Below are 24,365 nucleotides of genomic sequence, written 5' to 3'. Positions count from 1 at the left end.
AGGAATGGCAAGGCACTTTTACAAAAAATATAAAAGAGGAACAAAAGAATAGAAAAAACTAATTTACACACAAATATTCAAATCATTTTTTTCTTCAATTCATTTTTTTTTCTTCATTTCATTAAGAGCAAATTGAGCAACTTGGCGATAATACTGTAGAAATTTAATCATATTCATGGGTACTCCTGGAATATCAAGCGGATAAGCCAAAACTTCTTTCCATCTATTTTCCAAGTAGAGCATTCGCATTTCAGATTCGACTAGATTGGGGCATGAAGGGTCTAATTTTTTGATAGTAGAAAGAATTTGCTTAGCTTCAACTATTTTTCGTTGTAATGAAAGGTTAATAAATGAAGAAACTAATAATTTAGCCTTAAATTTTGGTGGAATGTTCTTATTTTTTTTAAGGATATCTTGAATTTTTTTGTTAAACTCTTCGGCTAGTCCATAAAAACCTAATTTATCAGCCAGAATAGCGCCATTATTTAACATTCCCAATTCTTGCATGTTAGATTGAAGAAGTTTTTCCAAACACACTAAGAGTTCATACTGATTTTGTGCAGTGTAAAAAAAACTAGCTAATAAATTCCAATAAATCTGAGGAAGATCTAGTTTTTTCAAATTTTTGGCTTGAAAATCTTTGGAATTTGGAATAAATGCAAAAAGGGGTTCATTATAAATTGGGATAGATTTTATTATTTCAATCCCTTCTGGGACAGCTCCCTGTTGAATAGCAAAAAGCGCATTTTTTGAGGCAAATTCATAATTGTTTTCCTGAAGATATATTTTTGCTAAATAAATAAACGGTATCGCATCAATAATTTGAACATTTATACTTTTTTGAAGAATTTGTTTTGCTTCTGCGAAATTTTTTTGAGAATATTCAAAAACCCCCCAAGCAGTATTATTGAATGGATTTCTGTGATCGATCTTTGAAGCTTTTTTGAAGTAGTTTCGGGCAATTTCTGGTTTATTTTCAAGCGCTGCTAATCGTCCTTTTAATGTGCTAATTTCAGTGAAGATATGAAAAGTCTCAAATAGACCAGGAGTAGGTCCGATAAATTCACCATTTGGAGTATAAAATTCAGTGATTTGATTTATTTGATTATCTACATATTCAAATTGAGCAAGAGATGGAACTATCAATGGTGGATCTAATATCATCATATCTAAACACTTTCGGGCCACTAAATAGTTCCAAGTACAATCAGCAGGTTCAATTTCCAGTGCATTTTTTAAGCATTCAAGTTCTTTATTCGGATTTTGTTTAAATTTATAGTATTTGGCCAAAATATACCACCCATAACTAGCATCTGGGAGATATTTAATGTATAGATGAGCAAACTCAAACATGGCTTCATAATTTTTAAGATGCATCGATACTTTACAAGCAGAATAAAAATAAGAGTTAAGTTTTCGAATTAATCCGTAAGTAAAAAAGAGATTTCGATCAGCAGGATATTTTAATACAAAGGGTTTAGCCCTCAAGATAGTATCCCAAGCATCATGGAAATGGTGAGTCCTCATTTCAATCCAAGCAAGGTTTGAATATGCTTCAACAGATTCAGGATATTTCTCAATAGCTAATCTTAACTGTGCGATTCCTAATTCACCTCGTTTTTCGAATTCTGCACTTTGAAGTTCAATTCCCATTAAGCCATCTAACCATTTTACATATTTTTTATCTGGCTTTGGTTCTAATAATGCAACTTCACTTGTAGCCATTCTCATTCTCAAATCTGCCGATATGGAAACTCTTTTTAATGATTCCTTGAATTCGATCGTTTTTCCCTTTTTATTTTTAGCTGTAAAATAATATTGATATTCATCCTTAAGATTTTCAGGCCTTATTCCACAAATCCACTGATATTCATCCCATATCATAGATTCACGGGACCATTCGGCTGATTCAATTTTTTTATAATAAAGAAATGCATCATGGTATTCCTTTCTAAGGCACATACGGTATTCAAGAATAATTGGTATTGGAGTTGTTTGGACAAAATGAGGGACAGAAATTACTACAACCCCCCTTGAAATTTAATTTTTTTTATATTAGTAATCATCATAATTCCTCGATTATTTAAAAAAAATAGCAATAGACTGCGAATAAGTTTAAGATATGATTTTTGCATTTTGAAGAAAATATGATTAAATATTTCATTACTTTATATAAATATTTTCAAAACAATTCTCAATTTTTCAACAAAATACAAAATAAGATGTAATCATTCTTATATAGTCTTTACATTAATAATAATTTAAGATATGAATGTTTGAGTAATTTTATGGCTTCAACGTCTCAAAACGTTAATTAGATATACCAATTCGGTTCTCATTATCCGTTTTTCAAAAAATTAATTTCTTAAAAAACTTATTCGCACTTGCGAATTCAGTTAGAAACGCGATCGAACTCCTTTTCACTCAACAAGGGTAAAAATGCAGAATAAATGAAATTTTCGCATTGTAATGTTTTTATTGGATATGGGGTCTCTCTATAGGCTACGTATATGAAATGTTAAGCCAGTGGGTAAAGAAATACTTGAACTTTGAACCACTAACATTTAATAATGGCTGAAAATCGAGGGATTTTCTATACTAAACAATTATTAATAATTAATTACATGCCAAACCGAAGTGTAATTGCTTATCTACTAATTGTAAATACCAATATGCAACATAATAATTATCGAAAAAGGCGTGTCCACAATATTTTAAGCCTGTCTCTCATTCCAGTCAATTTACCAGAATTCATTCGATGAATATATTCAATTACTTGTGCTTGTAACTTTGATTCAAAAAGTTTAAAGGATTCTAAATTACCATCCCATCTTTTTAATTCCTCAATAGGATAATTATGTACAAAAGAATCAAGAGCACTCTCTGCTTCATCATGTAAATTAATTTTTTTTAAATTTTGATCCATTAATGCAAAAATCATCAATTCCATTCCCGAATAACTTTTAACAAATACATATATATCGAAGTCTGCAGTGTGAAATGTTAATTCTTGAGAATCTGAGACAAAACTTTCACAAAATGTGTGAATGGCCGAAAGAAATGGCACCATAATATTTTCATTTACATTCTCATCAAATTTTAGAGTGATAAATGGCAATCCAGACTTATTACTGATAACTACTGCTCTTATACCAAAATTAATTGAATCTAATGATGATTGCTTCTCTTTTTCGTGATTTCTTTGTTGTAAATCTGCTTTTATCATTTTATTACTTAAGTTAGGTGATTTCATGATTTTCGATTTATTTGATATATTGGATGATTTTACATTATTTTTAGTTGTGATAATCCCGATTTTTTGAATATTTCGAGTTCTCATATCCACATTTAAATTGGCTTGGCTTTTTATTAGTGGAGATTGATTTATTTGCATAGTATCATGTACTTCAACATATTAAAATATTTAAATTTAAGGGAGAAAATTGCACAACCATATTTATTAATTTTCAGGATAAAATAACCTGCTAAATAAAAAAATGATAGAAAATGTCAAATAAACTTATTCGCCCAAAGAATGAAATTGCAGTATACATCGATCAAGAAATATTTTGTCAATAAATAATTATCCAATAGCAGGAATATAGCGTATTAATTACAAATAGAAAGAAATCGATCTTTATTTTTAAAGAAAAAGTGCGAATAAGTTATTCACTCAGATACTATAAAAAAATGCAATGGATGATTAAGAATATGATTACAATTCAAGTATGAAGTGTACGAGCAAGTGCGAGTAAGTTTTAACAAAAAAAGATCATGAATTATATTTAAAAAATACATCAGAACGAAAAGGTGCGTGATACTCTTTTCTAAGGTGTTTTACGTGATATTCCCCTTCTTTACCCACGTCAATAATTTCAACGCCGCCACAACGAGGACACATTTCGGGTTTATTAGGGAATTCAATTAATATCGAACCGCATCGTGGGCAGAAAAAATGATCATTGGACATAATTCTAGCTAACAATATGATTAATGTTCATATAAATTTGTGCTTTATGAGGAATAAACATATTTGCGGCTAATTTACATTATGGAAATAACGAGAAACATCTCATTTATTCTATATAAGAAATTTTTTCAGAATAAAGACAATTCTGAAGAAAAAATGGGATTTAACTACAAATATAATTAAAAATAGATAAAAAAAAGTAATTAAGAAAGATGAATATATATAAAAAAAAGAAAGATGAAGAAAATTACTCCTTTTGTAGAAAAAAATATTACATAAATCTATCTGATTCGATTTTCCTTTTCCCCTCATTATTACTTTAAATTTTGCTAAAATTAATATTAATTTTGATTCTTTTTGAATAATTTACTCCAAAATTGATGAAAAAAGCCAGTTCCTTCATTCTTTTTCAAATTAGTGGATTTCAAACCTGCAATGTATTGTGACACTTGTTCTTGAAGTTGTTTTTCAAAAGTACGAAAAAGATCTGTATTTCCATCCCAATTTCTAAGAATTTTAGGTGGAAATTCTTTGATAAAAGCATCTAATGCCATTTCTGCTTCTGCTTGAATTTTACTTTTTTTAATTTTCTGATCCATCAGTGAATAAATCATAAGCTCGACATCTTCATATTTTTTCATGAATACGTATAGGTCGATGTCATCTGTTTTAAAATAGAGTTCTTGACTTTTTGCGATAAGATTCGTACAATATGATTGAATAGCAGATATAAAAGGAATCATGATATTTTCATTTAATTCAGAGTCAATTTTTAGAGTAACCAAAGGGATTCCTGAACAATTGCTTATGATCACCGCGCGTATGCCCATTTCTAAAGAGATATTGTTTTTAGAAGGATCAACTGAAGTAAGTTCCATTTATCAAGTTCAAGAGAAAGCAATAGTATTTATTTTTATGTAAACTAATTTACACCTAAACAAATGATAATAGTTGGACTCTAAATTTTTTTTAGTCGACTTGTTAATTAAAATACATAAGCAATAATAATATTGAAAATAATTGTCGAATAAAAATAAAATCAGCGAGGTATCAAAAAAAGAATGCAATTTTGTCCTAACTGCGGAGCAAAAGTTGATGAAATCACCAAATTTTGTCCTTATTGTGGAACTAAACTAAATTTCTCACAAAGTACAACTACAACATCAAGTTCATCAGCCTCATCGATGAATGGAAATTCATCAGAATTTCAAGGAACTTACCAACAACCAATTTCAAACAGTGTTCCCCCAGCAACAGCTTCTTTCGGTGTAGAAAAGAAAGATCGTATAGTAGCTGCACTATTGGCTATCTTTTTAGGAGTTTTCGGAATTCATAAATTCTATTTGGGTAATATCACAATGGGCATTATATATTTGTGTTTATCTTGGACAGGTATAACAGGAATTATTGGATTTATCGAAGGAATTATCTATTTAACAAAAACTGATGAAGAATTCTATCGAGATCACGTATTAGTAATCGAACAAAGAACAGCAAGTCTTTAAACTTATTCGCACAGATATAAATGCTTCATTAAACAATTATTAATTACTTTTTTTAATCTCTTTTTAATCATTTCTTTATGCGAATAAGTGCGAATAAGTTTTCATAATTGCTTTTTCTTGAATGGATAATTAAATTGAATCTAAAATAGAAAAGCAAAAATTTAATTTCTCAATATACTTAATTCCTTTGACTTCGAGAAGGCTATCATTAAAGCAAATTTCGAAGTTAGGTGAGAAAAACAAGTTGTAATAAGAAATATGATAAAATCCTCAAAGATAAATAATCTTTGATAAATCACTAATGTAGCGAGCGTCCATAGTGATCAAAATTTGGAGGAGACCCATATGAAAATGAATTACTTTATTTTACGAAAAGTGGTGGATAACCGCCCAATAGTGGAACAATTTGATGTTACCTTGGACGATTTGCGCGATGGCATGCATCCTGACAGCGTGAAGGAAAAATGCATGTGTTGCTTTTTAGATATTAATTTTGAAGATGAAATTCGTAACATAGAAGATGTAAAAGAGAATGCTGATTTGTTAGATTTAACAGTTCTTTTAGATATTTCTTTAGATACATTAGAAGAAATAATTGAAGATAGCCGCCCGCGCTTAGATGATTATATCTCGTATATGTTAATTTTATTTAAAAATGCAGTAATTCATCCATCTGAGCGAGAAGAAAAGAGGGAGAATCAGATCGGTCTAATTATTTATGAAAATGTTGCAATTTCAATCCATTTAGATGAAGTAATTAATACATCGCGTCTTTTTAATTATTTTCGGAAAAATCCCATGAAACTGATAAAAGGACAAATTACCTATTTAATTTCGCGCTATATGGATTTATTGATTGATCAAACTATCGATGTTATCGATGATTGGCGAAAATTTGCTGAAGAAATCGAATTGCGGATTTTGACCCACCAAAATAGAACAGAGAATGAGATTTTGGATCATTTAATTGGAATTCGTCAATCACTTTTTGATACAGTAAAAATATTACAGGCAGATCGTGAAGTTCTTGTATCTATGACTGATGTATCAATGTCACATTTTGATCCTAATTATATACCTCGAGAATTAGACGACCATATTCGTCATGAAATCGATGAATTAGATATTTTACGACAAAATATATCAGATTTAATGAATCTTTATTTCAATGCTGAATCGAGTAAATTGAATCAAACTTTGGCGCGATTTACCTTTGCTACTTCCGTTTTATTAGTTCCAACGGTAATTTCGGGTATTTTTGGGATGAACAACCCTGGATTTCCATCGATTTCTTTTTGGGTTGCATGCGGTATCATGGCTTTAAGTATGGGAGCACTTTGGGTGTATTTTAAAGTTAAAAAATTATTTTAAAAATCAAATTTCAATCTTTTTCTTTAATGGAATTTTGAAAACTTATTCGCACAATAGCATTTTCTATATTTTTTTTTGCTTTAATCTCGAAATGATTTACGATAATAAAGTTCAATAAATGCCTTAAACTATTTTATTCTGAAGAATCTATGTCTAATACAGCAGAAGCATCAGAATTATCAATCACTGTTGGTTTACTGGGTGCAAATCATCAAATTACCAAATTAGTTGGGGAATCGCTTGGCAGTCCCGGACAGAAGTCTGATTTGCAATTTTATAATCGATTAGATACAAGTCTACAATGTGTGTTTACAGCAGTAGCACCTATTGGATATCCAGATAAAGTTAAGAGTCTTATCCAGACCTGTGCTGAAACAGATATTCATGTTATGTGTGTCGATTGTGAGACAGGAATAACACCAGAAATTGGAGAAATTATGGTAGTGATGGATTTATTTGTTCAATATTATCACATTATGCCTATTGCAATAATAGGGGGAATTACTAAGAAAAATGAATGGCAAAAAGGAAATATCAAAACACAACTGACAAAATTTACAGAACAAACGCATTTGAAAGGAATGAGAATTTTATCGCTGGAGCAAAGACAAGATTATGAACAATTGAAAGAGATATTAATGGAAATGGGGAAAGAAATCGCAGAGACTCGAGCATCGAAATCCTCAGAATTATCGAATGATAAAATAAATGAACCTGTTAAAGTTTTGATTGACCATGTGTTCCCTGTAAAAGGTGTAGGTACCGTAGTGTTGGGTTTGGTAAAGCGAGGAATTGTTCGAATAGGTGAAATGTACGATTTAGCGCCTGTACAAAGCAAAATAATCCTTAGATCGATTCAAAAATTTGATCGAGATTTTAAAACAGCTTATATAGGAGATCGCGTCGGCTTAGCACTTAAAGGAGTAAAAGCAGCAAATTTAGATCGAAATACAGTGTTTTGTTCATTAAATTCAATGGAAAAAACAGCAGAAATAAAGGGCACACTTAATGTATCCCCATTTTTTAAGCCCCAACATCCTAGCGGTTGTATATCCCCTGAAGATACTCGAAATTATCACCTTATAGTTGATTTGGCAATTTCACCCGTAAAGCTCCTTGATGGTGATAATATTGCACCTGGAAAGGCAGGAAAATTGCATCTAAAATTAGATAAGCCGCTTGTTCATGATAAACAAGGACTGCGTGGGATTTTAGCAGAATTTGGACCTTTTCAGAAAAAACTACGAATTGTTGGATATTTTCACCAAAATTAAAATTAATATTAGGACATAATTATTTGATGTATATCACTTATAGCTGTTTTTTTATTGTTTAAATTCTTTACTTTATTAGGAGTTCATAAATGTCCCAGCTAAATATAAGAATAAGTAAAGAAGATCGAGCAATTATAAGCTTAATCGCAAAAAATAGAGGAATATCAGTGGCAGAATTGGTGAGATCTGTATTAATGAAAGAAATATTAGCGGATAAAGTAAATATACTCCTTAATTTAGTAGCAGAAGGAAAACTAAGTAGAAAAAAGGCTTTCCAGCTATCAGGTTTAACATATCGTGAATTTTTAAACGAATGGACAAAAAGAAATATTGAAGAAGTAATTCCTGAAGAAGCATGGAATCGAGGTTTAGAACTGGCACTAAAATTAGATTCTACATCATTTTTAAAAGAAAATAGGTAGAATTCTGGTGTTTTTAACAGATACATGCTTTTGGAATCATATTAGATTTCTTTATCAAGAAACTAATAATAGAATTGATTTTCGGAAAATTATCTATCGGTACCGATGGGGTATTACAAAGGAGATTTTAAAGGAAATTCATAATTTTCAATTAGATTCATTTATTGATATAAAAGAAGCGGTTAAAATAACAATTTCTGAAAATGAATGGAAAATTTTTACACGTAAATACTCATTTTTGACAGATTTAGATAAAGCAGATCAAAGCTTATTATTAGTTGCTCAGCGTGAAAAAGCAGTAATCTTATCCGATGATGGAGAATTATTTTTAGAATCTCAAGCACTAAAGATAGATTGCTTGTTGCTACCATTGTTTCTTATTCACCAAACAAAAATAGGGATGATTTCAAAGAAAACTGGTTATCAATGTCTTCGTTTTTGGGAAAAAAGAAGGAGTTATGCAAAAAAACAAATTGAAAGATGGAAAGGGATACTCTCAAAAATTAACTAATTTCTCTCAGGTTTTCGTGCTACCTAAATTGAAATAATATATCAAATAAAGAAAGTGTATCCCACCAAAGACTAAAACAGGAAGCAATACGGACTTTAATCCTTGAATAACAGCGATAATCAAATCGAGTAGATGCATTGCACCAATTACTACCCATATAATCCAATATTTTCTAAATTCAAGTACTTTTCTCCTTTTCTGCAAGGTTATTTGATAAATTACAACACTTATTACACTCGTTGCAATTATTGAGAGCATGATAATTTCTGCCGTTCTGTTCCCAAACACAGTTGAAAATGGATAAGCATATAATAGAAATAGACTCAAAGGAGAAACCAATAAAAGATCACTTAAAATAACTGCAAAAAATATATAAAGCAAACCGATTGAGATTTTTTCTCCTTTTTTCTCGTAATATTTTCTTCCAATTTGAATGGAGACGGCATAATAAAACATTAAAACGAACCATCCTGCAAAATTGAAGTAAGGAATGCCGTAGAACATATTTTGATAATGAATAGATGGATCCCAAATCCATCTACCTTGAATTGAACTATCAAACACATAGGTATCAGAAACAGCTACTGGATCTAAGGTAAAATCTTGCAGCATTCCAAAGAAACTTACAATAAATGGACGAATCCATTTTTTAAATTGCAGAGATTCAGCAAATAAAGCAGAAGAATAGAAAATTACAGCTTCAAAAAGCGGAATTGAAAGAGGGACGACTCCAACCATCATTAATCTATGTGATGAATAGTTGTATGTTGTGCTAGCGACTCCAAGATTTTCAAAGATAACAGCATATAATACAAATCCACAAATTTCCATTAATCGAATAAATCTTGTGTTCCCGTCATATCTTTTAATAATATCGTAAATAACAGTTATAATTAGGATGAAAGCAAGTATTTCATACACTAACCACGAGATTGGAGTCCTTAACAAATTTAAAATTTCAGGATCGAGAGTGATATTAAAAATCATTTTAATCAATAGAGTTGACAACATATTGAGATATATTGTTCAACATATAGAAAATACAAGCAAGATTATATAAATTTTTTCCAGTGATTCGTGCCTAATTACGGTACCTAGAATATTTATATTGTTCAAGTATCTATCCTTATGTAAGCATGAAAATCAGTCGCCTTATTGTGTTAATTTTTGGGATAGCGGTGCCAATTTATATTTTAATTACATTCCTCACATTTGATTTCCCTTTAGAATGGCTCCCATCTGATTGGGGGTATAACAGTCGAACCATTGATATTATGGTAAATATTGCAGCGCCAATCTTCTACTGCGTTGCTTGGCTGTACTTTAACTTCCTTTTAGGAGATCGAATTGCTCGATCATTAGAAATTATGGAGGGAACATCATCTTCCATTTCTATGCATTATATTATTTTCTATGGAATTAACGCCTTAGTGCTTCTATTTGCATTTTTAATACCTATTTTTACTCCAATAATTGCAATTCTTTCCTTTTCTTCCATGGTATTCAAGATACTTACTTCAAAAACCAGTTGGGAAGATTTGGATGAAAAGACAAAAAAATTCGTGAAAATTGTATCCATTTTGGCAGGAATACCTATTATATTTGTTTCAATTTTTGTAGTTCCTGATTTAATCACGCTTTCAATTTCATATGCTAAAGCTTTTTGGAATGTAGTTGTTAACCCCCTCTTTTGGTTGGTTAAAGCTTTTGGTGCTGCCATACCCATCGGAAATTTTATAAACATTTACCGTCGTGGCGTAGCAGAAGTTGAAGGAAAACGATATGAGCGCTCAAATATCGATATTTTTTTCATAGAACTCGTGATTACTGGATTTCTCTTCTTTTTAGAGTCTCAACAAGTGGAATTTGTGAATTTTCTCTACTATGCAGGTATGGTTTTCTGGATTTTAACATTTTTTATAAATTTAAAGGTAGGTCGTAACCGTGAAGGAAAATTGACAGAAAATCCATTAGGTATAATACTAAACGCAGTATTCTGGGTTGCCTGGTTCATTTTTGGTAAACAAGACCTTGATCCCAGTTTAGATTGGGTAAAATTAGCACTAACAATTCTTTCAGCTGTAATTTTCTTTAGTGCATTTATGCTTATTTTTATCGGTCATCCTGATTTAGATGATTAGGAGGATTAGGCAGATTAGGATCAAATAAAAATATCAAAAAATTTGACAATTAGGTGAATCTTCATATTTTTTTCCCTTTTTAATAATAGACAAACATAGTCTCTAATAGACAAACATTGTCTCATAAAAGAGTAATTTGGGAGTAATTTGGCGGAATTTCTATTTTTGTTCCAATGAAAAGAGAATTAAAATTATTTTATATTTTTTTAAACTTTTATAACATCTAGATGACACACAGATTTAGAATCTTCCCAAAAAATAATTTTAAATAAGGGCGGTTCTACTATGATAGTGTTAAGAAGTACAACAAAGTGAAACACCCGCACCAACAGAAAAAACTCTTGAACGTCAGATACAACGCACGTAAAGAGGTGTCTAATTGACGATTGAAATGAAGACAACTACATTATCAGACATATGCCCAAAATGTGGTTCAAAAATGGTGCCCAGGCGCCGAATCGCCCACAATCGACCAGTCCAAATTCTCCAATGTCGTGTCTGCCGTCATTATGAGGTTATCGATGAAGAGAATTAAGAAAGGTGATTATCCTACTGAAATTTTTTCTTAAAATCATTAAAATAAATATAATCACCATTTTTTATTTCATCTATTGATTCTATAATTGATTTGATTACTTTAGGATTACGTAAATCTTTAGGAAGATTGTTAATAACTAGCTCTTTGCGAGTTTCATAATAAAGATCATGATATTCATTAATTTCTTCAATAATTTCTGGATCGTTAATTGAGGATTTTAAACTTAATAAACTTTCATAAAATTTAATAAAAGCTTTTTGATATGTTTTAAGATCTTTAGAAAATCTTTTTCCATTCAATTTTTTACGCAATAGACTTAAATCGCGATTACTCATCCCTGAACCATATTTATCTTTTAATTTTTTTTGGATCTCACAATAAGAAAGATGATTTTTTAATAATATTAATACAAATTTTTTTTTATCTATTTTTTCTTCTTTTATTAGTTGTTGCATACCATTTTTCACTTTTTTAGTGGTATTTTTTACCTTAAAAATTACCTTAAGGATTATTAACTTTGCTTAAAATTATTTCAGTATACTCGAAATATTTTAATAACTTTAAATATATAAAGTTATTTACTTATTATTATTATTTGGTAATTTTATGGTAATATTTTTAAATATAGATTACCTTTTAAATGCATGTCTTGGAAAATAAGACTTTCTAAAAAATGGCAAAATTTTATCAGAAAATTAGATGAAACCAATCAAAAGATTATTATTCGTGTTTTAGGTGAAATTGAAGCAAATCCTTATGAAAATGATGGAAAAGTTAAAACCAGTGAATTTTCTAAAATTTTTAAAAGAAGAGCAGGGGATTATCGAATTTTATACTTGATAAATAAAAAAATTAAAATTATTGACATTGTTAGGATAGGACATCGAAAAAATGTTTACAATTGAGATCGATGAGATCTCTCAAGGTCTGCTGAATTCTATCCTCAAATAAAAAAAAACCAAAATAGGCTGCAGCAATCAATCAATTCGACAGATCAGTTTTGGTGAAATTATTTCGTAGATTTAACAGCTTAAGAAAATTCACTGCGATTTCTATTGTATCAAAAAGATAATTGTGTTATTCTCTCTTTAATTTCATCCAGTTTCTAACATTATACAACGCGTTATGAAGTGTTCTGTTGAAATATTCACCAATTCAAAAATTTTGGTAGTGGATGATTGCCCATGTCTAAGAAAAATATCCTTTTTTGGAATATTGAACGATTTTGAAAGCACATCTATTACAGATTTATTTGCTTTTCCTTTTAATGGAGGCGATCTAACTGTAATTAGCAGTTCTGAATTTGAAATAATGATTTGGTCTTGACTTGCGTTTGGCTTTACATGAACTTCAAGAATAATATGGTTCAACGCAGATTTAGTTCCTTTTTTTGAAGGATATTTGATAAATTCATAATAATTCTCCGATTTCGTTGCATCTGGGGTGATTTTTTTATTGTTTTGTTTTATTGTTTTTTTTTTCATTAAATCAATCAATCCATTTACTATTCTTTTGTTATTTCTGACCAAATTTGAAATGTATTAACGATTAAATTTCAGCAAATAACTAATCTTCTTGTATTTTAATTTTTCTTATGTATTCATTTCCAAATGATTCAGCGGCTCCTACTAATATCTGATAAGTATCTATATTATCCCAAGGATTAATATAATCAGGAACTTTATTTGCTTTTTGAAGAATTCCCTTAACTTCTAAAATATCGCCTGCTCGGTAGAATCCTACAAATTCGTGCTCATAAACCATTAATCGCTTTACTTGTTTTGCCATTTTTTCCAGATTTGGGGAAGTGTGAAGTACTTTCTTAACCTTTACAGAAAAAAGACCAGGATAATCAAAACCCCATTCATCTGATTCAACCTCAAGTTGAATTCTACACATTCCAAGTGATTCAAACTGAGAAGTAGGAAGAAATAGAGGACATTTTGGCAGATTTTGAAGATTGGGAGCAAATGTAATTGAAATTTTTCTATCTTTATAAAAAAATAGATATGGTTTATAGAATATTTGTTCAAAGCATTCTTCCATGGGGAGCCCAGATTTCAGACTTAATTTTTGCGCGATTGGAAGGATTTCCATTTTGTTATATCTTCTGAGATACGAATTTTCAATTTTTTGAGCATTTCGACCATTTCCATCTAAAGAAGAATATTCTTGATATGAAAAATCGAGGATCTTTCGACAATTTTCATGACCATAAATCATCAAATCTATATCGGATTCAGAATGATGACCTTTCCACAATAAAGAACCTGTTACCCCAATGTTAGAAAGCGAAATATTAAAAATATCACTGATACAGATTGATACTTCAATGCATTCCTTTTCTAAAGAGTCGTAATTTCGTAGTTTTTCCAGCTGTTCTGATAATCCTCCTACAGACCAATCCGTTAATTCATGCAAGCGTTGATCTGGAATCCAGTGTACGGTAATGTCCTTTTTAGGAACCATTATCATTTTTCTTTGAAATATTGTTGAAAATGAAGCATATCTGTTTTCAGCAATATTATTTTTAGCTGAAATGGAGGAATAGTTTGGAAGTATACGATAAAATTGATCTCCAGTATCCTTTTGAATCCAGATACGAAATTTGTGAGGTGATACTTCTTCAAGTGGATTAATTGGAATAAAAACATTATGTTGAATTTTAATTAAATCAGACTTTGACAATCCTTCATTTTCTTTTGATCGGTTAGTAAAAAACTCCGATTTTTCCAGACGACGGTATTTTTCAAGAGCAAAAACACTATCTGACAGATGAATTGAACCAAGAACTTGATAAAGATCTCCATGAACATCTTGGAAGTAATCCCGATCTCGAAATACCATTTTCATCACTGTTTCTTATCTGAATTCTTATTCTTTATTCATAAAAAATTATTCGTTTTAATTTATTCGATTTAATTGGTTATTCTATTCAATAATACATATTAAATTCAGAAAAATCTCGGAGTAATCTTTTTATACTTTATATATTCATCACCATACTGTTCTTCTAACCATATTTCCTCAGCCCATGGAGTAATAATAAAGACCAAGCTTAGTAAAATATTAGTAATCAGCAAGTACAAAGAATTTGCAAGAATAGATAACCCCATAAAAAGAATAATATCTCCCAAATACTGTGGATTTCGTGTAAAGCGATAAGCACCCAATATAATAAATCCATTTTTTATCCCAGATGTGTTGATAATACCAAGTGTTGTTATTCCCCATAAGAAAAGCATGGAGCCTAAAATAATCAAAGGAATGGCAATAAAAAATCTAAATGAACTAGTTATTATCCAATTATTCCAGTCGATAAAAATAAATAATGCATTTATGATGAACACAGCAGTAAATAATATCCATGTGATTAAATATTGTAATGATTTTCTTTTTGGGGGTGGCCATATTCGCTTATTTGGAACTGCTACAGACCAAATAATACCTACAAACAAGATATATAGAAATATTAAATCTATGATAAATAATTCATCTTTAATTTCTTTAAGCAGGAAGATCATAGTATTTTCGCCTATATTCAATAAAAGAATATCGTAAATTAACCGACAACTATAATTAGTTACAAATAAGCTAAAAAAAGATTTTGATTATAATTTAGAAAGATGAATAATTATTTTGTCAATTTCATCATGGAGCCTCTCGAATAAGGTAGAGGGCAAACGCATTCCACCAGCCAACCCATGGCCACCACCATTTCCTCCCAATTTTTGAGTAATTTTTTGAATCACATGGACTGCACCTTTATTATCGTGTTGCTTCATGAATTCAGGGGTGCATCGAACTGAAAGTTTGTATTCTCCTGTATCAGTCAAACCACCAATAAAAAGCATTTTAGAACTGTCATAGATGTGATTTACGGAAGCGAAACTGCCAGTATCACTCCATTGGTTAATTGGTACTTGATCAGTCAGATCAACAAAAATAGCGCAATTTGTAACAATTTTCGGAATTTGAACAAAAGTAGTTAAATTATGAACCAGAGATCCGATATAATTATTATATTCTTGCTTAGCGTCTTGAGTTATTTGAGGTTTTCCAACCATTAAGCGCGCACTTTCTGGATGCTCATGACCTAAAATAGATAAAAGTTGTGCATGCTCAAATGAGTAATGTAATATCCCTTTTTTGGTCGGATATATTAAAAAATCTCCAATTATCTTAATATCTGAAAAATTGCCAGCCAAAATTTCAGCATCTTGCTCAGAACAATCTTCTACCTTTTTACTCGGATCAATAGAAAGAGTTTGCAATATCTGCTTGGCTTTTTTTCTAGAACCCTCCACTACAGGTAGATATGGGAAGATTGAAAAAGCCATTGCACTATCTAAACGGAGATGCTGCCCTCCATAAAGACAAATTCCTTTTTTGATCTGAACTTGTTCTAAATCTAAAGCACTTTCAATAACAATTCGATTATAAGATTGATAATCATCAATATGTGCCAAAGTATCACCTGCAATACCAATAGTGGCAATCCAGGCGTATTTTGACATTGAATCATCCACAGCAGCAGCAAACAGATAGTTCAATGCCGAACCAACTATTTCTTTAAGACCATGAAGCCCAAAAAGTGTAGGATTTGCATTATATACATTTTTTGGAGGTGTTATTTTTTGAGGCCAGGCGAATCTATGATGATCTAAAATGTAAAAATCAGTATTATGAAATTTAAGGGCATTCTTATAAAGTAATTCTCCAGATGGACAAAGATCTGAGAATATAACAGCAGTTTTTTCATCAGATAAAAGGTTAATTTGAGAAAGATAAATCTCCCATGGATGAGTTAAATTAATACATGTTGATTTGAATGGTCTGCGCAATTTTGATAAAAGTTTCTCAATTATTAATCCAGAACATATTCCATCTGCATCAGAATGATAGAGAAGGTGAATCTTATCATATTTTTCAATATTTTCTAAGAATTCTAATGCAATGGTTTCAAGATTGGTGTCAAAGTTTGATTTATTCATTGTAATCAAGCTGAAAATAAATTTTTTCTTCTTTTTATAGAATTAACAAGAGTAATTAAGATTCATCAATGCTTTACCTATTTAATATATGCACCATATTATTTTTTTTAAAGTTAAAATTTTTGAGTACAATTGCATAAAATGAATTGCGATAAAATCAATCAATGATGAGTTATGAAGAAATATACCAAATCACTCTTTTCTCTTTCAGTTTCTTTACTGTTTGCATTTTCCTTAATCACCCAAGCGTTAATACTTGATCTGCACTCACGTACAACCCCCGCAACCTCTGTAATGACAGGAGGGGATCCATCCATTGCTTCTTATTATAATGAATCAAATTCTTCGCACCCAATTCAACCAGTTGAATTAAAAGAAGACAAAATGAACGATTTAGGTCAAATTGAAATATATGGTTTTTCTGTGCGTGAGGAACTTCGACCAACTGCATTTTTCAGAGACGATATACAAAATATTCACTATGATCATGATGTGGAAACTGTAAATCCTAAATTCGATTCCACAATCCGAGTAGCAAGCGCAGTTCATGCTTCTGGGAATACAGATAGTAGAAATAGTTCTGTGGAAATATTGTTAAATGAAACAGTAAAATGGACATATACAGAAAATGCTACTTCTTTTATTGTTGGATTTGCACCTTACGTGCAACCCGCGACATTATTCGCCATGTATTTGAATGGTACTAAGTTAGATTCAACAAACTATAGCATAGAAGAGCAATTTTTAGATGGTATTTACTACAGCTGGTTTTATTATAATTTTACCACTTTATTTAATGCCTATTCTTCAGCTGAATTCTTAATCAAATATCAATATACTGTAGAAATTCCAATATCAAACTGGAAAGTAATTAATCAACCAATTTTACCAGACGAAAATGAAGAATCAAATGAATACCAAAATCCTTTCCAATATATCACTGGAATAAAAAACAACTTTACAATGCCATATGTTTACAATGTTACCTTTGGAAGAGAAGGTTGGTTATATAATGTTACAGCCAAATTTTTAATTACACTTCCTGATTCTGATGACATTTTCGCTGCAGAATTAAAAAGTTATTCCAATCAAGTTATTGATGAATTACCTTTTACTTTAGAGAATAACAGCATAAAATTGAATATTTGGACATTTTTAGATCAACGAGAAACATTAAGTGCAGAATTTAAAGCTAATTTTACGGTTGAAATTTTAGAAAGCATTGATGGAGAACAATTCTGGTGCGAAGATCGCTTAGTAGATGGTACACGTAACCGAGAACGAGATTATAAAATTACTGTTTCAGATGGTCCAGCAGATTTAATGGTAGCTATGTTTGGATTAAACGATACTGGAATCTATTTCGATGATTTAAATGAAGACAGAAACGATCGAATCAAAAGCGCTCTAAATCGTGAAGTGGTAATAATCGATATGAACCGCTCCGAAGGACAACCTTCTGGAACAATAATTTCTGGAAATCAAACTTTGGAATATGTTGATGGAATTTCGATGTTGATTTCAGGAGAATCATATCTATCACCATATGCTTTATTCAAGGGTGAAGTGGATATTATTACAGTAAAATATCGTGCAACTAGAGATCTAAATTTGGTTATTGCGGATAATACAAAAACACCAATTTCTGGCATAAAAGTAAATATCTTTTTTGCCAATCAACCATTTGGATCAAAAATCAGTCTCTATGATAATCTTCCTTATCCTGTTAAAACATCAGACAATAATGGTAGAATCATTATATATGGAGTACCAATTGGAGATTATATCATTGAAATACTGGACAATTCTGGGCACCACCTCCAAAATCTTACAGCTTCTTCATTAATTGATGAAAATTTAATTGTTACTACTATCCCTCACTTTCCCTTAGTAATTATTATTTTTGGAGTAGTAAGCGCAGTGTGTATTGTAACTGGATTGATAATCTACAAGAAGAATCAATAAACATAGAATCGCATCAACATTCAATCCAAAATCATTTACATTTTTTATTATTTTTTTTTCTAATGAAATATTTTTCTATTTTTCTCAAGTTCCATATATTCTTTATTTTTGTCATTATTTCAACATTTATTCTATCTTTAGAATCGTCCATCTATTTCATTCATATTTAATTGTGCTATTTCTCATTAACTCCTTTCCTTTTTTGTAAAAGGAGTATTTTTATTTTGAAAAATCGTAATAGCATCATAGAAGAAAACTTATTCGCACAGAAGGAAATGATCATTTTTCATGATAATCTTTCAATATGATATATTGGAACAATTTTTAAATAAAATGCCCCGTAATATCTCGACTGAAGTATTTGTTCAATATTTAGAGCCGAATCATTCAATGTCCATGCCTGAAAGAGACACTCATCGGATTATATTACAGTTTTTAGGCCATCCTGATGATAACAATCCACATTTAAATGTTCTGCATCAATGCGTAATTGAACTCAAATCTAAGAAAGAACGGGAGGAAATCATAAAAAAAATCGAAAGTGCTTTTGATACTCTAAAGAAATTTAAGATTGTTAGGGGAAAAATCTCAGAAGTGGTTCATTCTTATTAAATTTACCCTATTCTTTTTAATCTTTATCTAATTTCATCAAAATAAAAAAATTGTAAATATTTTTCAAACAACGTATAAATGATCTGTATTTTCAGAGAGTAATTAATTAAGATTATCCAGATTGATTCCATTCTTTTTTATCATTAGGAATATACTGCTCTTTAATAAATATCAATTTAGCAACTTGATTGGTTTTATTTTTTAATCCATGTGGTTCATTTGGATTCAGACGAATCGCAGTTCCTTTGGGGATGTCGATTTCCTCATCCTTCAATACAAATGTGATGGTTCCCTCGATTGTATAAAAGGTTTCAGCCAATTTTTCATGATAATGAGCACCTTTTATCTCTCCAGGATTTAAAGTAATTGTTCCCCAATCAATTGTAGGACCACGAATCATGTAGCGTACCCCTCCTTTATTCAGCTGTTCTTGTTCATGAACAATTTGCATTCATTTTCCTCCAATTTCCATTATTTTGGTTTTATAGCTTTTCATACTTAATATTTTTGAGTTTTATAAAAAAAATCATTACTTAAATTCATGTATACATGATTACCACGCATTTTCTAATAAATGACCAATTTCTTCTGCAGTAGGTTTTCTTGGATTCGAATTTACCGAACCACCTTTAGTATTCTCAACAATCCAATTAAAATCATCCTTTAAAATACCTAAATCACGTAATCTAATGGGGATCTGAACTTGTGCAAAAAGTTCTTTGATCATTCCTGCTAATCGGCGCGCATTTTCAAAATCACTGCAACTGGCTTCATATTTTGTAAATAGATCTAATTGATTTATGACTTGTGCAATTTTGACATATTTTACTGGATTCTCTTCTGCATTATATTCAATCACGTAAGGTAGTAATGCTGCACATATTTTTCCATGAGAAATTTGATATTTATAACCAATTGGGTGGGCTAATCCATGAACCAAGCCCAATCCGACATTAGAGAAAGCAACACCTGCAAAAAATGATCCCAACATCATTTCAGCACGTGCTGCATAATCTTGCCCATTTTCCACTACTCTGCGTAAATTCGGTGCGATGAGCATAATGGCTTGCATTGCATAAATGTCAGCAATTGGGTGGCTTCTCTTTGAAACATAAGCTTCAATTGCTTGCACTAAAGCATCAGCTCCACTTGCAGCTGAAACTTCTGGAGGACATGATAAGGTTAATTCAGGGTCAAGCAGAATATATTTTGAAACAATTTGATTCCCTCTAATACTACGCTTAAACCCACGTAAAGGATCAATTAAGACAGAATTATTTGTTATCTCAGAACCGGTTCCTGCTGTTGTGGGAATTGCAATAAAAGGAAGCCCAGGAACTTCAAAGGGTTTTCCGTCATGATAATCTTCAACTAAACCTCCATTTGTTGCAATACCTGCAATTGCTTTGGCGACATCCAAAACTGATCCTCCACCTAATCCAACAATATAGTGAGGCTTGTTTTCTAATGCTAATTTTACTCCTTTGTTAACCATATCAACTGTTGGTTCACCCTTTCCAATACTATAAACAAAAGTTTCAATTGCATTATTTTTACATGTATCAATTATATGATCAAGTGCTCCATTTTCCTTTACTGCGGTATTTCCAATTACAATCATGGTTTTTGGTTGAGAAATTTCTGCTTTTTTAATATATGGTAACATAGGATCAAGCAATTCAAAGATAGCTTGAGGAACTTCTTTGGAAATACCTTTACCAAATCGAATTTTAGGTGCTGGAAAAGAGAATTTAACATCTTTCCATTCAGTATGGACAATTAATGGTTTTCCAATAAACCCTGAAAGTAAACTGATCTGCCTCTTTTCATCAAATAACGCCTTGGATTTCTTTTCTTCAGAATGGTTTTCCTTAGATTGTTTCTCTCCAGCGATCTTTTCAGCTTCTGGAAAAGAATTTTGATCAGCAGCCCCTTCTTCTTCATTTCTTAAAGATTCAGAAGGAGATTTTTCATCAGAATCCATCTCACTACTTAATACACCGAGATGGCTTTTATTTATTACGGGATCTAATGCATTTTCACAGAAGAGATATCAGAAATTGTTTTTATTTAAAATCCGATATCTTTGACATAATAAATATAAAGTGCATTAATGAATTTTAATAATGCTTAATTTTCATTAAAGTTAAAAATAAAAACCCTAATAATAAAAAGCCTAAAACTTAACTTTACATAATCGCTCAAAATCACAAAATTTCAGTAAATTTCATAAAATTTCACTTACACTAATAAACCATCACCAATAATAAAAGAAATGCTTATGAACAAGCTTTTTTGTGGGATAAAACACTGTTTGATCAGTAATTTCTTGATGTAAAGCTTCTTCAAAAAAATCACCGAATTCTTTTAGAAATTCTTGCATCTTTTGACGAATTTTAGACAATTCAAGCCGAGTAAACACAACCATTAACACATTTTGATACTCTTCAATCAAAATACTCATTTCTTCGCGCTTAATAACTTTTAGAGACTTACGGGAACTCACAATTTCATCTAAAATAGAAGAAACAGTCACTAAAGTCCCACTGAGAAGTTCTTCCTTTGTTTCAGATATTAAGTTTTTAGGTTCTTGGTTTTCCACGCTCGAATTAGAAATTTGGCATATATTCTGGGAATATATCGGTATTCCAGATTTATATAATATGGAAATACGTTGAATTGCATCTTTCCATTCTAATTCCTCCTTTTTTGGCAATGTCTCCTCAATTTGGCTGGTAGTTATTGTTGCGAGTATGAAAAGAAATAGTAATACAACTGTTAAATAAATCGGGTCGGATAAATATAGAGATTCTAAAACAAAACCCAATAAAATACCTCCTAACATTCCTATCGCCGAAAAAATGTAATATACCATCATATAAGCTCGAATATAGCGCTTGTCAGTAAATTCTAAAAAGATTAAGGAATTGCTGGTTAAAAAAAACGTTGTTCCTACACCTAAAATCATTGGAAAAATAATTCCTAATATTGAATCTTTAATTGATATTATTAAAGCAAAAAAAGCAAAGGAAAGAACACCAATTCCAAATAACATTACCTTTTTTCGTCCCCAAATATCAAGTAAAATTCCATTCAAAATTGATCCAATTGCAATTATAAAAAAGAAAATCAAATAAAACTGAGGTAGACTCCATTTAAATTCTCCATGAATAATTAAATTTATTGCGGCATAAAACGGATTGGTTAAAAAGAAACCCCAAAAGAAAGCCATTAGAAGTTTACTCCCAGATTGAGGTTGAACTGAAAATAATTTAGTTTTAAATGGTTGCTGCTTTGGAAATTTATTATCACCATGGCCACTTAAACCCATAGAAATTATCCCTATAATGCTTAATACCAATAGAATAATAAGCAATAGAGGTGATTTCAAAAAAGTGACAATTCCAAAGACTAAAATAATAAAATTCATCGCCATATATCCCAATCCATTTACACGCCCATTATATTTCGGATCAGGAAAAGCTGGGGATAATTGAGTGAACATTACTCCGAAAAAGCTGCTTCCAGATAAACCTATTCCGCCTAAACTAAGCAAAACCAACCAAGAACTATTGGTCAATTGAAGAGCAATTTGAAGGGTTATCTGAAAAATTCCAAACATTGCAATTGAAACAAAAAATATCAAATAATGTGGTATTTTTTGAAAAATCGTCAATGCAAATACTCCACCAATAATGCATCCCAAATAGGACATTCCAACGCTCCACAAAGGAAGTTCACTTTCAATAACTGCTATAAATTCAAAAATAAAATGGCTTCCCCAAAGAATAGTTGCAGCTAGAAAGCATGAAAGGATTGAAAACCAACCTTTTCGAGTGAAAATATCTTTTGGTGGAATTATGCGCATACTTAAAAAATAATTAAATCAAAGGTTAAAATATTTTCACTAATTTGAAGAAGATATAGCATAAATGAATTAAGAAGATATTCGATTTTTTTCCTTCCTCTACATTTAGGTATATATTTTATGTTTTTCTTTTCATGAGGTTTCACAGTAATCTTTCTCTCTCATTTAGCAATCTGATATAATACTGCTCATTTAGATGGTGAAAATTAATTTTTTGAATTAATTCTAAATTATTATAGTTCGAAAATTTATTTTCACTAACTTGCAAGTGAAAATTCAAAGAAAAATTCAAAGAAAAATCCAAAAAAAAGTAAAAGAAATAGTACAACGGCAATAATGATGATTAACATTTATCATTCTAATTAATAAATCATACGAGAGGTATAGATAAAATATCAAAAAAAAATGGATTAATTCATAGCATACTTCTTAGTCCATTCTTTAGCTTTGCTTTCAAATTTCGAATAATTGTGCAATGCTTGGTCACCTGCTTCAAAATTTAACGGGTCACCAGGGTTAAAGAAAGGAGGTTCGCAATGAATCTGCCCTTTTAGCGCTTCTATTACATTTGTAAGAGTTTTCGATGGGGTCCATCCACTTGCACCTGATTTAACATCAACTTTTCCAACAAGTTCAGGATTGATTAGATCAAGACAAATGTTGATTTTACCTGGTGGGATAGAACTATCAATATTCGGATGCCAAATCAATGTATGGCAATAAACGTAGCAAGGTTCAAATGGATAGTTATCACCCATCTTAATTTCAAACATAAAACTTCCACCTTCATAGGGAGTATTTGGTAATCCTTTGATTGTTAACCGTAAATGGTCGTAACTCATACCCCAAGGCTCTAGTTTGATCGTATCATCATTTTTGAAGGCTTCAATGGCTTCTGAATAATCGACTTCTTCTCTAATTTTTAACACCTTCTCATCATGCCAAAATTTGACACTCGGATGTTGATTCGTTTAGATTACTTAATATCAATAGTAATACTATTTACTAAATCTTTGAACTATTAAAATAATTACCTTTACCATATTTCATCAAACGAAAAATTTTTAGGTGAGAGCTAAAAATGAATAAAAAATGGGGATTTTTTTGCAATGTATAAGAAGATTTTTTATTTATATAGACAATTATTTATTATAATATTATTAACTGTGCTTTAATGACTTAACGACAAAGATT

Annotated in this window: 24 protein-coding genes; 10 read left to right on the top strand and 14 right to left on the bottom strand. The window is 30.6% G+C overall.

Features of this window, described 5'->3' with window-relative positions; translation table 11 throughout:
* Positions 1 to 99: 99 nt before the first annotated feature.
* The 4 genes from ACXLDF_RS00430 to ACXLDF_RS00415 all read right to left on the bottom strand — a co-directional run bounded on the left by ACXLDF_RS00430 (position 100) and on the right by ACXLDF_RS00415 (position 4,848).
* On the bottom strand, positions 100 to 1,962 hold the full coding sequence (locus ACXLDF_RS00430) for a tetratricopeptide repeat protein (RefSeq protein ID WP_457556507.1): 1,863 nt from the start codon (positions 1,960 to 1,962) through the stop codon (positions 100 to 102).
* A 724-nt stretch (positions 1,963 to 2,686) separates the two neighbouring features.
* Entirely contained in the window at positions 2,687 to 3,394 is a 708-nt protein-coding gene (locus tag ACXLDF_RS00425; RefSeq protein WP_457556506.1) for a hypothetical protein, read from the bottom strand.
* A gap of 378 nt (positions 3,395 to 3,772) precedes the next feature.
* Positions 3,773 to 3,970 (bottom strand): hypothetical protein, encoded by a 198-nt coding sequence (locus ACXLDF_RS00420; protein WP_457556505.1) that lies wholly within the window; start codon positions 3,968 to 3,970, stop codon positions 3,773 to 3,775.
* 341 nt (positions 3,971 to 4,311) lie between these two features.
* Positions 4,312 to 4,848 carry a hypothetical protein gene (locus ACXLDF_RS00415; protein ID WP_457556504.1) on the bottom strand — a complete coding sequence of 179 codons (537 nt, stop codon included), beginning with the start codon at positions 4,846 to 4,848 and terminating at the stop codon, positions 4,312 to 4,314.
* Positions 4,849 to 5,031: 183 nt separating this feature from the next.
* Here ACXLDF_RS00415 and ACXLDF_RS00410 point away from each other — a divergent pair, with 183 nt between their 5' ends.
* The 5 genes from ACXLDF_RS00410 to ACXLDF_RS00390 all read left to right on the top strand — a co-directional run bounded on the left by ACXLDF_RS00410 (position 5,032) and on the right by ACXLDF_RS00390 (position 9,053).
* Positions 5,032 to 5,475, top strand: coding sequence for a TM2 domain-containing protein (locus ACXLDF_RS00410; RefSeq protein ID WP_457556503.1), 444 nt, complete (start codon positions 5,032 to 5,034; stop codon positions 5,473 to 5,475).
* A 345-nt stretch (positions 5,476 to 5,820) separates the two neighbouring features.
* On the top strand, positions 5,821 to 6,846 hold the full coding sequence (locus ACXLDF_RS00405; protein ID WP_457556502.1) for a magnesium transporter CorA family protein: 1,026 nt from the start codon (positions 5,821 to 5,823) through the stop codon (positions 6,844 to 6,846).
* Positions 6,847 to 6,995: 149 nt separating this feature from the next.
* A complete protein-coding gene (locus ACXLDF_RS00400; RefSeq protein ID WP_457556501.1) occupies positions 6,996 to 8,120 on the top strand; it encodes a hypothetical protein in 1,125 nt (374 codons plus the stop codon).
* Positions 8,121 to 8,209: 89 nt separating this feature from the next.
* Positions 8,210 to 8,542, top strand: coding sequence for a hypothetical protein (locus tag ACXLDF_RS00395; RefSeq protein WP_457556500.1), 333 nt, complete (start codon positions 8,210 to 8,212; stop codon positions 8,540 to 8,542).
* Positions 8,543 to 8,549: 7 nt separating this feature from the next.
* Complete coding sequence (locus ACXLDF_RS00390; RefSeq protein WP_457556499.1) at positions 8,550 to 9,053, top strand: hypothetical protein; 504 nt, start codon at positions 8,550 to 8,552, stop codon at positions 9,051 to 9,053.
* Between the two features lie 6 nt (positions 9,054 to 9,059).
* Here the strand turns inward: ACXLDF_RS00390 and ACXLDF_RS00385 are convergent, their stop codons facing one another.
* Complete coding sequence (locus tag ACXLDF_RS00385) at positions 9,060 to 10,040, bottom strand: carotenoid biosynthesis protein (protein WP_457556498.1); 981 nt, start codon at positions 10,038 to 10,040, stop codon at positions 9,060 to 9,062.
* Positions 10,041 to 10,189: 149 nt separating this feature from the next.
* On the opposite strand from ACXLDF_RS00385, the gene ACXLDF_RS00380 reads away from it, so the two are divergent.
* Positions 10,190 to 11,194 carry a hypothetical protein gene (locus ACXLDF_RS00380; RefSeq protein WP_457556497.1) on the top strand — a complete coding sequence of 335 codons (1,005 nt, stop codon included), beginning with the start codon at positions 10,190 to 10,192 and terminating at the stop codon, positions 11,192 to 11,194.
* Positions 11,195 to 11,573: 379 nt separating this feature from the next.
* The gene (locus ACXLDF_RS00375) at positions 11,574 to 11,729 is read left to right on the top strand and encodes a hypothetical protein (RefSeq protein ID WP_457556496.1); all 156 of its coding nucleotides are present in this window, start codon (positions 11,574 to 11,576) and stop codon (positions 11,727 to 11,729) included.
* Positions 11,730 to 11,743: 14 nt separating this feature from the next.
* Here ACXLDF_RS00375 and ACXLDF_RS00370 read toward each other — a convergent pair whose 3' ends face one another.
* Complete coding sequence (locus tag ACXLDF_RS00370) at positions 11,744 to 12,187, bottom strand: hypothetical protein (RefSeq protein ID WP_457556495.1); 444 nt, start codon at positions 12,185 to 12,187, stop codon at positions 11,744 to 11,746.
* A gap of 189 nt (positions 12,188 to 12,376) precedes the next feature.
* Here ACXLDF_RS00370 and ACXLDF_RS00365 point away from each other — a divergent pair, with 189 nt between their 5' ends.
* Positions 12,377 to 12,637: a type II toxin-antitoxin system RelE family toxin gene (locus ACXLDF_RS00365; RefSeq protein ID WP_457556494.1), complete on the top strand. Its 261-nt coding sequence runs from the start codon at positions 12,377 to 12,379 to the stop codon at positions 12,635 to 12,637.
* A gap of 189 nt (positions 12,638 to 12,826) precedes the next feature.
* Here ACXLDF_RS00365 and ACXLDF_RS00360 read toward each other — a convergent pair whose 3' ends face one another.
* The 4 genes from ACXLDF_RS00360 to ACXLDF_RS00345 form a co-directional block, all read right to left on the bottom strand.
* A complete protein-coding gene (locus ACXLDF_RS00360; protein WP_457556493.1) occupies positions 12,827 to 13,216 on the bottom strand; it encodes a DUF167 domain-containing protein in 390 nt (129 codons plus the stop codon).
* Between the two features lie 82 nt (positions 13,217 to 13,298).
* Positions 13,299 to 14,579 carry a hypothetical protein gene (locus ACXLDF_RS00355; protein WP_457556492.1) on the bottom strand — a complete coding sequence of 427 codons (1,281 nt, stop codon included), beginning with the start codon at positions 14,577 to 14,579 and terminating at the stop codon, positions 13,299 to 13,301.
* A gap of 107 nt (positions 14,580 to 14,686) precedes the next feature.
* Positions 14,687 to 15,256, bottom strand: a complete 570-nt coding sequence (locus ACXLDF_RS00350) for a methyltransferase family protein (protein ID WP_457556491.1) — start codon at positions 15,254 to 15,256, stop codon at positions 14,687 to 14,689.
* Positions 15,257 to 15,343: 87 nt separating this feature from the next.
* On the bottom strand, positions 15,344 to 16,726 hold the full coding sequence (locus tag ACXLDF_RS00345; protein ID WP_457556490.1) for a hypothetical protein: 1,383 nt from the start codon (positions 16,724 to 16,726) through the stop codon (positions 15,344 to 15,346).
* A gap of 174 nt (positions 16,727 to 16,900) precedes the next feature.
* Here ACXLDF_RS00345 and ACXLDF_RS00340 point away from each other — a divergent pair, with 174 nt between their 5' ends.
* Together ACXLDF_RS00340 and ACXLDF_RS00335 are read left to right on the top strand one after the other, a co-directional pair.
* Positions 16,901 to 18,691 carry a hypothetical protein gene (locus tag ACXLDF_RS00340; RefSeq protein ID WP_457556489.1) on the top strand — a complete coding sequence of 597 codons (1,791 nt, stop codon included), beginning with the start codon at positions 16,901 to 16,903 and terminating at the stop codon, positions 18,689 to 18,691.
* A gap of 288 nt (positions 18,692 to 18,979) precedes the next feature.
* On the top strand, positions 18,980 to 19,303 hold the full coding sequence (locus tag ACXLDF_RS00335) for a hypothetical protein (protein ID WP_457556488.1): 324 nt from the start codon (positions 18,980 to 18,982) through the stop codon (positions 19,301 to 19,303).
* A gap of 112 nt (positions 19,304 to 19,415) precedes the next feature.
* Here the strand turns inward: ACXLDF_RS00335 and ACXLDF_RS00330 are convergent, their stop codons facing one another.
* The 4 genes from ACXLDF_RS00330 to ACXLDF_RS00315 form a co-directional block, all read right to left on the bottom strand.
* Positions 19,416 to 19,754, bottom strand: coding sequence for a cupin domain-containing protein (locus tag ACXLDF_RS00330; protein ID WP_457556487.1), 339 nt, complete (start codon positions 19,752 to 19,754; stop codon positions 19,416 to 19,418).
* 102 nt (positions 19,755 to 19,856) lie between these two features.
* Positions 19,857 to 21,287, bottom strand: a complete 1,431-nt coding sequence (locus ACXLDF_RS00325) for an iron-containing alcohol dehydrogenase family protein (protein ID WP_457556486.1) — start codon at positions 21,285 to 21,287, stop codon at positions 19,857 to 19,859.
* A 273-nt stretch (positions 21,288 to 21,560) separates the two neighbouring features.
* On the bottom strand, positions 21,561 to 23,171 hold the full coding sequence (locus ACXLDF_RS00320) for an MFS transporter (RefSeq protein ID WP_457556485.1): 1,611 nt from the start codon (positions 23,169 to 23,171) through the stop codon (positions 21,561 to 21,563).
* Positions 23,172 to 23,581: 410 nt separating this feature from the next.
* Positions 23,582 to 24,100: a ubiquitin-conjugating enzyme E2 gene (locus ACXLDF_RS00315; protein ID WP_457556484.1), complete on the bottom strand. Its 519-nt coding sequence runs from the start codon at positions 24,098 to 24,100 to the stop codon at positions 23,582 to 23,584.
* Between the last annotated feature and the right edge of the window lie 265 nt (positions 24,101 to 24,365).

It is taken from the genome of Candidatus Harpocratesius sp. (assembly GCF_054039255.1).
The sequence above is the reverse complement of the archived record's forward strand: the minus strand, read 5'-3'. Positions and strand labels throughout refer to the sequence as shown.

Coding starts and splice junctions, on each gene's coding strand:
- ACXLDF_RS00420 (WP_457556505.1), bottom strand. CDS start 3,970: ATGTCCAATGATCATTTTTTCTGCCCACGATGCGGTTCGATATTAATT.
- ACXLDF_RS00365 (WP_457556494.1), top strand. CDS start 12,377: ATGTCTTGGAAAATAAGACTTTCTAAAAAATGGCAAAATTTTATCAGA.
- ACXLDF_RS00405 (WP_457556502.1), top strand. CDS start 5,821: ATGAAAATGAATTACTTTATTTTACGAAAAGTGGTGGATAACCGCCCA.
- ACXLDF_RS00345 (WP_457556490.1), bottom strand. CDS start 16,726: ATGAATAAATCAAACTTTGACACCAATCTTGAAACCATTGCATTAGAA.
- ACXLDF_RS00385 (WP_457556498.1), bottom strand. CDS start 10,040: ATGATTTTTAATATCACTCTCGATCCTGAAATTTTAAATTTGTTAAGG.
- ACXLDF_RS00425 (WP_457556506.1), bottom strand. CDS start 3,394: ATGCAAATAAATCAATCTCCACTAATAAAAAGCCAAGCCAATTTAAAT.
- ACXLDF_RS00360 (WP_457556493.1), bottom strand. CDS start 13,216: ATGAAAAAAAAAACAATAAAACAAAACAATAAAAAAATCACCCCAGAT.
- ACXLDF_RS00430 (WP_457556507.1), bottom strand. CDS start 1,962: ATGTGCCTTAGAAAGGAATACCATGATGCATTTCTTTATTATAAAAAA.
- ACXLDF_RS00355 (WP_457556492.1), bottom strand. CDS start 14,579: ATGGTATTTCGAGATCGGGATTACTTCCAAGATGTTCATGGAGATCTT.
- ACXLDF_RS00330 (WP_457556487.1), bottom strand. CDS start 19,754: ATGCAAATTGTTCATGAACAAGAACAGCTGAATAAAGGAGGGGTACGC.
- ACXLDF_RS00350 (WP_457556491.1), bottom strand. CDS start 15,256: ATGATCTTCCTGCTTAAAGAAATTAAAGATGAATTATTTATCATAGAT.
- ACXLDF_RS00395 (WP_457556500.1), top strand. CDS start 8,210: ATGTCCCAGCTAAATATAAGAATAAGTAAAGAAGATCGAGCAATTATA.
- ACXLDF_RS00320 (WP_457556485.1), bottom strand. CDS start 23,171: ATGCGCATAATTCCACCAAAAGATATTTTCACTCGAAAAGGTTGGTTT.
- ACXLDF_RS00400 (WP_457556501.1), top strand. CDS start 6,996: ATGTCTAATACAGCAGAAGCATCAGAATTATCAATCACTGTTGGTTTA.
- ACXLDF_RS00325 (WP_457556486.1), bottom strand. CDS start 21,287: ATGGATTCTGATGAAAAATCTCCTTCTGAATCTTTAAGAAATGAAGAA.
- ACXLDF_RS00380 (WP_457556497.1), top strand. CDS start 10,190: ATGAAAATCAGTCGCCTTATTGTGTTAATTTTTGGGATAGCGGTGCCA.
- ACXLDF_RS00410 (WP_457556503.1), top strand. CDS start 5,032: ATGCAATTTTGTCCTAACTGCGGAGCAAAAGTTGATGAAATCACCAAA.
- ACXLDF_RS00370 (WP_457556495.1), bottom strand. CDS start 12,187: ATGCAACAACTAATAAAAGAAGAAAAAATAGATAAAAAAAAATTTGTA.
- ACXLDF_RS00415 (WP_457556504.1), bottom strand. CDS start 4,848: ATGGAACTTACTTCAGTTGATCCTTCTAAAAACAATATCTCTTTAGAA.
- ACXLDF_RS00340 (WP_457556489.1), top strand. CDS start 16,901: ATGAAGAAATATACCAAATCACTCTTTTCTCTTTCAGTTTCTTTACTG.
- ACXLDF_RS00335 (WP_457556488.1), top strand. CDS start 18,980: ATGATAATCTTTCAATATGATATATTGGAACAATTTTTAAATAAAATG.